We start from the raw sequence: 8,836 nt of genomic DNA on the forward strand, positions 1-8,836 counted from the left end.
GGCATGCGCCCGCGAACCGGCGCAGGGCGTGCGCGGTGCCGGGCTTGGGGCGCAACTGGAAGCGGAAGGCTCGAATGGACATGATCAATACTGTATATAAAAACAGTCATCAATGCCACAGGAAACTCAACCACCAAGCCATTGGCTCGCTGCGCGAGCCTGCGCTCTACCTCCCCGCCCTGAAGGACGGGGCTTCTCGCGCTTTCTGGTGATAGATTGCACACCGCTTGCGCACCGCTCCCTGGCTGGAAGAGACATGAAGACAAGAACAATCGCGACCCTCCTGATCGTTGCTGGTGCAGCCGGCGGAACGTACTGGTGGCTCAAGAAATCCCCTGCCGCGGATGCCGCCAGCGCGCCGATGGCGGCTGGATCGGCCGCTGGAGGTGCCTCGGCGCCAGCCGGTGGCACTCGGGGTGGACCGCAGACCGTCGGCATCGCCCTCGCGCAGCAGCGGGATGTGCCGGTGTCGATCGAGGCGGCCGGCAGCGTGGTGGCACTCGACAGCGTCGAGATCCGCCCGCAGACCACCGGGGTCATCACCGAGGTGGCGGTCACCGAGGGCCAGGCGATCCAGCGCGGCGCCGTCCTCTTCAAGCTCGATGACCGCGCCGACCGCGCCAATCTGGACAAGGCCAAGGCCCAGCTCGCCAAGGACAAGGCCACGCAGGCCGACCTCGAACGCCAGCTCGCCCGGGCCAAGGAGCTGTTCGAGCAGAACTTCATCGCCCGCAATGCGGTCGACACCCTGCAGACCCAGCTGGATGCACAGCTGGCGGCCGTTCGGGCCAGCGTGGCGGGCGTGCAGTCGATCGAGGTCGCGCTGAGCAACAACGTGCTCAAGGCCCCGCGGAGCGGCCGGGCCGGCGCGGTCAACGTCGTCAAGGGCAGCTTGGTGCAGCCCGGCGGTGCAGCCCTGGTCACGCTGACGCAGCTGGACCCGATCGGCGTGAGCTTCACGCTGCCGGAGGCGCAGCTCGGCCTGCTGCGCAAGGCCGACAAGGAACTCGCCAAGGATGGCGGCGTACCGCTGACTGTCCAGCTGCCCGGTGAGCGGCGCGGCCAGCCCGCGGCCGCGCTGCCCGGCAACGTGAGCTTCATCGACAGCGGCGTGGACGCCACCACCGGCACCATCCGCGTCAAGGGCAAGCTGGTCAACGAGGGCCGGCAGTTCTGGCCGGGCCAGTACGTCACGGTCAAGCTGACGCTGCGCACGATCCAGGATGCCATCGTCATTCCGCAGGCCGCCGTGATCGTGCGCGGCAACGAGCGCTCGGTCTACGTGGTCGACGCCGAAGGCAACGCGCAGATGAAGCCGGTGCAGCTGCGCCAGCCGCTGGGCGAACAGGTGGTGGTCGAAGGCGTCGCGGCCGGCGAGAAGATCGTCGTCGAAGGCAAGCAGAATCTGCGCCCGGGCTCGCCAGTCAGGGAGGCCGCGACGGGCGGTGGCAAGGGTGCCAGCGCGGCCGGCCCGGCGAGCGGGGCCTCGCGATGAGTTTCACCGAACACTTCATCCGCCGTCCGGTGATGACGGTGCTGCTGAACCTGGCGATCGTGCTCGCCGGGCTGGTGGCGCTGGGCAAGATCCCGGTGGCCGCGCTGCCGAGCTACAACACGCCGGTGATCCAGGTCTCGGCTGACCTGCCCGGCGCGAGTCCGGACACGATGGCCAGCTCGGTCGCACTGCCGCTGGAAAAGCAGTTCTCGACCATCGCCGGTCTGGCCACGATCAGCTCGACCAACACGCTCGGCCGCAGCTCGATCACGCTCGAATTCGAGAGCAGCCGCAACATCGACGCCGCTGCCGTCGACGTGCAGGCTGCCCTGTTCCGCGCCCAGCGCACGCTGCCGGCGGACATGACCTCGCCGCCGTCCTACCGCAAGGTCAACCCGGCCGATGCGCCGGTGCTGCTGCTGGCCATGACCTCGCCGTCGATGTCGATGTCGGACCTCAACGAGTTCGCCGAAAGCCTGATCGCACCGAGCCTGTCGACGATCAACGGCGTGGCGCAGGTGTCGATCTACGGCCAGAAGCGCTACGCGGTGCGCGTCCGCGTCAAGCCCGAGACGCTGGCCCAGCGTGGCCTGACGCTCGACGAACTGCGAGCGGCCCTGTCCGGCGCCAACGCCAACTCGCCGGTGGGCACGCTCGACGGCCCGCGCCAGACCCTCACCATCGTCGCCAACCGCCAGCTCGCCAGCGCGCGCGAGTTCGGCAACCTGATCGTCGCCACCCGCAACGGCGCACCGATCCGGCTGCGCGAGGTGGCCGATGTGCAGGACAGCGTCGAGACCGCCAAGACCTTCGCCAGCTTCAACGGCGAGCCCTCGATCACGCTGGCCGTGCAGCGCCAGCCGGACGCCAACACCGTCGAGGTGGTCGACCGCGTCAAGGCGATGCTGCCGCGCTTCGAGACCCAGCTGCCCGCCTCCATCCGGCTGATGCCGACCAACGACCGCTCGCTCTCGATCCGCGAGGCCCTGCACGACGTCAACCTCACCCTCGGGCTGACGGTGGTGCTGGTGGTGCTGGTGATCTTCATCTTCCTGCGCCGGGTCGCGGCCACGGTGATCCCGGCGCTGTCGCTGCCGGTGTCGCTGATCGGTGCGCTCTCGCTGCTCTACGCGGGTGGCTACAGCCTGGACAATGTCTCGCTGCTTGGCATCACGCTGGCGGTGGGCCTGGTGGTCGACGACGCAATCGTGATGCTGGAGAACATCGTCCGCCACGTCGAGGACGGCATGGCGCCGTTCGAGGCCGCCATCAAGGGCGCGCGCGAGATGGCCTTCACCATCCTGTCGATCTCGGTCTCGCTGGTGGCGGTGCTGATCCCGATCTTCTTCATGCCGGGGGTGATCGGGCTGCTGTTCCACGAGTTCGCGGTCGTGGTCGGCCTGTCGATCCTGGTGTCGGCGGTGGTGTCGCTGACGCTGGTGCCGATGCTGGCCAGCCGCTTCCTGCGCCACCACGAACCGGAGGAGGAAAACTGGCTCGGCCGTTGGTTCGAGCGCGGCTTCGACGCCGTGCTGCGCTTCTACGGCCGCACGCTCGACTGGGCGCTGTCGCACCGCTGGGTGGTGCTGCTGTTCGCGCTGGGCACCTTCGTGGCCACCGCGGTGCTGTTCGTGCAGATCCCCAAGGGCTTCTTTCCCGAAGAGGACATCGGGCAACTGCAGGTGACGATCGAAGCCTCGGAAGACATCTCCTTCGACGCCATGGTCAAGGTGCAGTCCCGCATCGCGGAGGTGTTCCAGAAAGATCCGGCCGTCTCCGCGGTCAGCTCGTTCACGGGCGGCGGCGGCGGCTCGACCCAGAACACCGGCCGTCTGTTCGTCACGCTCCAGCCGCGCGACCAGCGCCCGCCCATGACCCAGGTGGTCGACAACCTGCGCAAGAAGACCCGCGGCTTCCCCGGCGTGCAGGTCTTCATGCGGCCCTTGCAGAACCTGCAGCTCGGCGGCCGCCAGAGCAAGAGCCGCTACCAGTACACGCTGCAGAGCGTGAGCGCCGACTCGCTCAACGAGTGGGCCGGCAAGCTGCAGGGCAAGCTGCGCGATGACCCGCTGTTCCGCGACATCACCAGCGACTCGCAGCAGCGCGGCCTGCAGGCCAGCCTGCAGATCGACCGCGACAAGGCCGCCCTGCTCGGCGTGTCGATGGCGGATCTGCGCAGCGCCCTCTACAGCGCCTATGGCGAGCGGCAGGTGTCCACCATCTACGCCCCCAGCAACACCTACCAGGTGCTGATGGAAGCGTCCGAGGCCGACAAGCAGTTCGAGGACGCGTTCAACAAGATCTCGCTGCGCAGCAAGACCGGCGCGCTGGTGCCGCTGAGCGCGTTCGCCACCGTGCAGCGCACCATCGGCCCGACGGCGGTGAACCACCAGGGCCAGCTGCAGGCGGTGACGCTGAGCTTCAACCTGGCGCCGGATGTCCCGCTGGGCACGGCGACGGCGAAGCTAGACGGCTACGTGCGCGAACTGCAGATGCCGAGCACGCTGATCGGCACCTATGGCGGTGACGCCGCGGTGTTCCAGGACTCGCAGTCCGGCCAGCTCGTGCTGCTCGGGCTGGCGATCCTGGTGATCTACCTGCTGCTGGGGGTGCTCTACGAGAGCTTCATCCACCCGCTCACCATCCTGGCCGGCCTGCCGTCGGCCGCGGTGGGCGCGCTGGCCACGCTGACGCTGTTCGGCATGGACCTGACGGTGATCGCGACCATCGGCCTCTTGATGCTGATCGGCATCGTCAAGAAGAACGCGATCATGATGATCGACTTCGCGCTGGAGGCGCAGCGCCACCAGGGCATGGCGCCGCAGGAAGCCATCCGCCAGGCGGGCCTGCTGCGGCTGCGGCCGATCGTGATGACGACGCTGGCCGCGCTGATGGGCGCGCTGCCGATCGCGCTCGGGCTGGGCGCGGGGGCCGAACTGCGCCAGCCGCTCGGTCTGGCGGTGGTCGGCGGGCTGATCGTGTCGCAGGCGGTCACGCTCTACATCACGCCGGTGATCTACCTGACGCTCGACCGCTGGAGCGGCCGCGGTCCGATCGTCGATCTGGAAGTCGGCAACCAGCCCGTCTGACACCGGAATGACCCCATCCGCAACGGCCACCCATTCGGTGGCCGTTGTTCCATCCAAACACGGGAGGCTGTCCGCGAGGCACTCTGGTTAACTCTCGACGATACATTTGTATCGTTAATTTACACTTGGTAACGAATCGTTTACTTCAAGGAGAGAGCCTTTGACCAACACAAAACAACCGTCCAGGCGAACCCGCCTGATCCAGCTTGGCCTCGGCGCCAGCGCGCTCGGCAGCATCCTCGCCCTCGGCGACATCGCCCAGGCGCAGGTCACCGTGGAGCCGGCCCCAACGCCGCAGTCGCTCAAAGGCGTGCCGCGCCCCGAGCCCTCCAATCTCGGCGAGTTCGTGCTCAACAAGAGCGAAGCGATCGCACTCGGCAAGGCGCTGTTCTGGGACATGCAGGTCGGCAGTGACGGCAAGACCGCCTGCGCCTCGTGCCACTTCCAGGCCGGTGCCGACAACCGCAGCAAGAACCAGCTCTCGCCCGGTCTGAACCGCATGGCGTCGCTGACTTCGCCGAATCCGGACACCACCTTCCAGCTCGGCGGCGTGAACTACCAGTTCAAGCTCGACGATTTCCCTTTCCACAAGCTGTCCGACGTCAACAACCGCAACTCGTCGGTGCTCAGCTCCATCAACGACGCGTCCACATCGCAGGGCGTGTTCAACGAGCAGTTCCTCGGCGTGATCGGCACGCTGCTGCCGGGCGCCTACCTGCTGCCGTTCACCAACGGCACGTACCCGCAGGACGCCTTCGCCACCTGGTACGGCTCGACCACCGAGCAGCGCCAGTTGCTGGCAGACCCGGTCTACCGCATCGGCAGCGTCAACACCCGCCGTGTCGAGCCGCGCAACACGCCCACCGTCATCAATGCGGTCTTCAACTTCCGCAACTTCTGGGACGGTCGCGCCGAGTACGTCTTCAATGGCGTCAACCCCTTCGGCCTGCGCGACCCGAACGCGCGCGTCTACAAGAACATCCTGAGCGGCACGACCTGGTCGATGCAGCCGACCCAGGTCCGCATCGACAACGCCAGCCTGGCCTCGCAGGCCTCCGGCCCGCCGGGCAGCGACTTCGAGATGAGCGCCCACGGCCGCTCGTTCCCGGATGTCGGCAAGAAAATGCTCTACCTGCGTCCGCTGCTGGGCCAGCAGGTCAGCACCACCGACAGCGTGCTGGCCGCGCGCCGCCACACCTCGGGCCTCGGCCTGAGCGAAGCCAACTACGCCGCGATGGTGAAGAAGGCCTTCCGCCCGGAATGGTGGAACAGCGACCAGCTGATCCAGATGAACCCGGATGGCTCCAAGGTGCTGACCACCATGGTGTCGGCCCCCACGGCCAGCCAGTACACCCAGATGCAGCACAACTTCAGCCTGTTCTTCGGGCTGGCACTGCAGCTCTACCAGGCCACGCTGGTCTCGGATGACGCCCCGTTCGATCGCTTCATGGGCGGCAACTCGTCGGCATTGTCCACCCGCGCGCAGCAGGGCATGGGCGTCTTCTTCGGCAAGGGCAAGTGCGCCTCCTGCCACGGCGGTGCGGAGTTCACCAACGCCAGCGTGCGCAAGATGCTCGCCACGCCGATGGTCCGCATGGTCATGGGCAACGGCGGCGTGGCGGTCTACGACGAGGGTTACTACAACATCGGTGTGCGCCCCACGCTCGACGACCTCGGCGCGGGTGGCAAGGACCCCTTCGGCAATCCGCTGGCGATCTCGGCCCTGGCGCAGATCGGCAACACCAAGGTGAAGGAGCTGATCGGCATCAACCCGAACCTGACCGTCTCGCCGGGTGAGCGCATCGCCGTCAACGGCATGTTCAAGACGCCCACGCTGCGCAACATCGAGCTGACCGGCCCCTATTTCCACAACGGCGGCGCCGCCACGCTGCACCAGGTGGTCGAGTTCTACAACCGGGGCGGCAACTTCCACGACCAGAACATCAACGACCTGGACGCGGACATCACCAACCTGGGCCTGAGCACCGATGAGAAGACAGCCCTGGTCGAGTTCATGAAGGCGTTGACCGACGACCGCGTGCGTTTCCACGCCGCCCCGTTCGACCACCCGCAGCTCATGGTGGCCAACGGCCATGCCGGCTCGACCAGCGCGGTCACCAACGACGGCACCGGCCGGGCCGTGGACAGCGTGCTGACCGTTCCCGCGGTGGGCGCGTCGGGCTACAGCAAGTCGGCCACACCGGGCAACTTCCTGAACACGCACCACTCGGGCCAGCCGATCGTGCAGCTCAAGACCCCGGGCGGCAATTGCCTGGCGCCGAACACCTCGCTGCTGACGCTGCTGACGGCCGATCTGCAAGGCAAGGGCTGCACGACCGCGAGCAGCCAGCGCTTCCAGATCATTCCGGAAGCCGACGGCAGCATGCGGCTGGTGATGCAGCACAACGGCTCGCTGGTGCAGGGATCGGCCATCCAGCTCGCCGGTCTGACCATCACCAGCGGCGGCAGCAACGGCCTGACGCTGCAGCACTGGCGTCTGGAGGACCTGGGCAACGGCTACACGCTGCTGCGCAACCGCTCCAGCAACCTGTGCGTCGAGCTGACGCCGGACCTGCTGCTGGGCAACAAGGCGACCCAGCAGAGCTGCTCCAGCGCGAAGACGAACCAGCTCTTCCGCGTGACGCCGGTCTGATCGGCTGCGCTCAGCGGCGCCCGGACAGCAACAGTCCGGGCAGCCCGCTGGCCCGCCGCGTTCGCCGCTGCAGCGCCTGGGCCCACACCGCGGGGTCCGGCGCCACCAGCGTGAACGCGGCTTTCGCGCGCGTGATGCCGGTGTAGACCAGCTCCCGGGTCAGCACCGGGTTCAGGTGCGGCGGCAGCACCAGCGCGACGTGCTCGAACTCCGAGCCCTGCGACTTGTGCACCGTCATCGCGAAAGCGGTCTCGATCGCCGCCAGCCGGCTCGCCATCACCGAGCGCGGCGGCTGGCCCTCCCCTTCCAGCAGCCAGACCCGCAGGCTCGCCCCGCCCTCCACACCCGGCAGCGCCACACCCACATCGCCGTTGTAGACGCCGAGCGCGGCGTCGTTGCGCGTGATCATCACCGGCCGGCCGGCGTACCACTCGCCGTGGCGGGCGATGGCGCCGCGGCTGCGCAGGTGGGCCTCGATGCGGGCGTTCAGGCCGGTCACGCCCCAGTCGCCTTCGCGCAAGGCGCACAGCAGGCGCACGCGCTCGAAGGCCCGCACGACGCGTATGACCCAGGCCTGGTGGGCGGCGGCATCGCCCGGCGCTGGCCGCTGCTGCAACTCCTTCAGATACAGCGCGTAGCCGATCGGCGCGTCGGCGCGGCCCTGCAGCGCCAGCCCCAGCACGGCGGGCAAGGCCTGCGCCTCGGTCAGCGCCAGGCGCTGCACGGCAGGGTCGCGACGGCGAAACACCGCGTCCGCCGCCCGCACATCGCCCGCATTGACCGCCTTGGCCAGCTCGCCGATCGCCCCCTGGAAACGCCGGCTCTCGCGCAGCATCACCGTCTGCTGGGCAAGCGCGGGCAGCGGCGTGTCCGGGCGGTGGCGCAGCGCGGGCGGCACGACGCCCCCCGTGCAGGCCGCGATCCAGGCGACGCTGTCGGCGTCGTACTGGCCGCGCTCGGCCTGTCCGCACAGGTCGCCGAGCACCGCGCCGGCCTCGACCGAAGCGAGCTGATCCTTGTCGCCCAGCAACACCAGCCGCGCCCGCGCGGGCAGCGCCGCCAGCAGCGCGGCCATCATTTCCAGGTGGACCATCGAGGCCTCGTCCACCACCAGCAGGTCGACATCCAGCGGGTGGCGGGCGTCGTGGCGCAGCGCGCGGGTATCGGGGCGGGCGCCGAGCAGGCGGTGCAGCGTCAGGGCTTCCTTCAGACGGTTGGCCAACAGCGCCCAGTCGAGCACGCCGGGCAGCGCGGCGCCGAGCTGGCCGAGCGCCTGGTCGATCGACTGCTTCAGCCGCGCCGCCGCCTTGCCGGTCGGGGCGGCCAGGGCAATGCGCAGGGTCTCGGGTGCCGGGTGCAGCGCGAACAGCAGCGCCAGCAAGCGGGCGACGGTGTAGGTCTTGCCGGTGCCGGGGCCGCCGGTGATGAGGGCGAGCTGGCCGCGCAGGGCCATGGCGCAGGCGATGCGCTGCCAGTCGGGGGCGGTGGGGTCAGCGGTCGGCGCAGGGGGGCCGAAGAGCTGGTCGAGCCAGTGGCGGACGGTGGGGGGGTCGGGGAGCGGGTCTTGCGGGCGTGGGTCCCCGCTTGCGCGGGGATGAC

5 protein-coding genes are annotated in these 8,836 nt (G+C 68.7%); 4 read left to right on the forward strand and 1 reads right to left on the reverse strand.

The features are described from left to right. The 4 genes from AABN02_RS20825 to AABN02_RS20840 form a co-directional block, all read left to right on the forward strand. The coding region (locus AABN02_RS20825) for a hypothetical protein (protein ID WP_338416828.1) at positions 1–212 on the forward strand (212 nt) is incomplete at its 5' end. 44 nt (positions 213–256) lie between these two features. After that, a complete protein-coding gene (locus AABN02_RS20830) occupies positions 257–1,495 on the forward strand; it encodes an efflux RND transporter periplasmic adaptor subunit (RefSeq protein ID WP_338416829.1) in 1,239 nt (412 codons plus the stop codon). Continuing rightward, on the forward strand, positions 1,492–4,584 hold the full coding sequence (locus AABN02_RS20835; RefSeq protein WP_338416830.1) for an efflux RND transporter permease subunit: 3,093 nt from the start codon (positions 1,492–1,494) through the stop codon (positions 4,582–4,584). The genes AABN02_RS20830 and AABN02_RS20835 overlap by 4 nt, the downstream gene beginning before the upstream one ends. A 160-nt stretch (positions 4,585–4,744) precedes the next feature. Further along, a complete protein-coding gene (locus AABN02_RS20840; RefSeq protein ID WP_338416831.1) occupies positions 4,745–7,237 on the forward strand; it encodes a cytochrome c peroxidase in 2,493 nt (830 codons plus the stop codon). A gap of 10 nt (positions 7,238–7,247) precedes the next feature. Here AABN02_RS20840 and recD read toward each other — a convergent pair. After that, on the reverse strand, positions 7,248–8,836 hold a 1,589-nt coding region (gene recD / locus AABN02_RS20845; protein WP_338416832.1), incomplete at its 5' end, for an exodeoxyribonuclease V subunit alpha.

Origin of the sequence: uncultured Sphaerotilus sp. (assembly GCF_963924895.1) — a bacterium.
Lineage (GTDB): Bacteria > Pseudomonadota > Gammaproteobacteria > Burkholderiales > Burkholderiaceae_C > Sphaerotilus.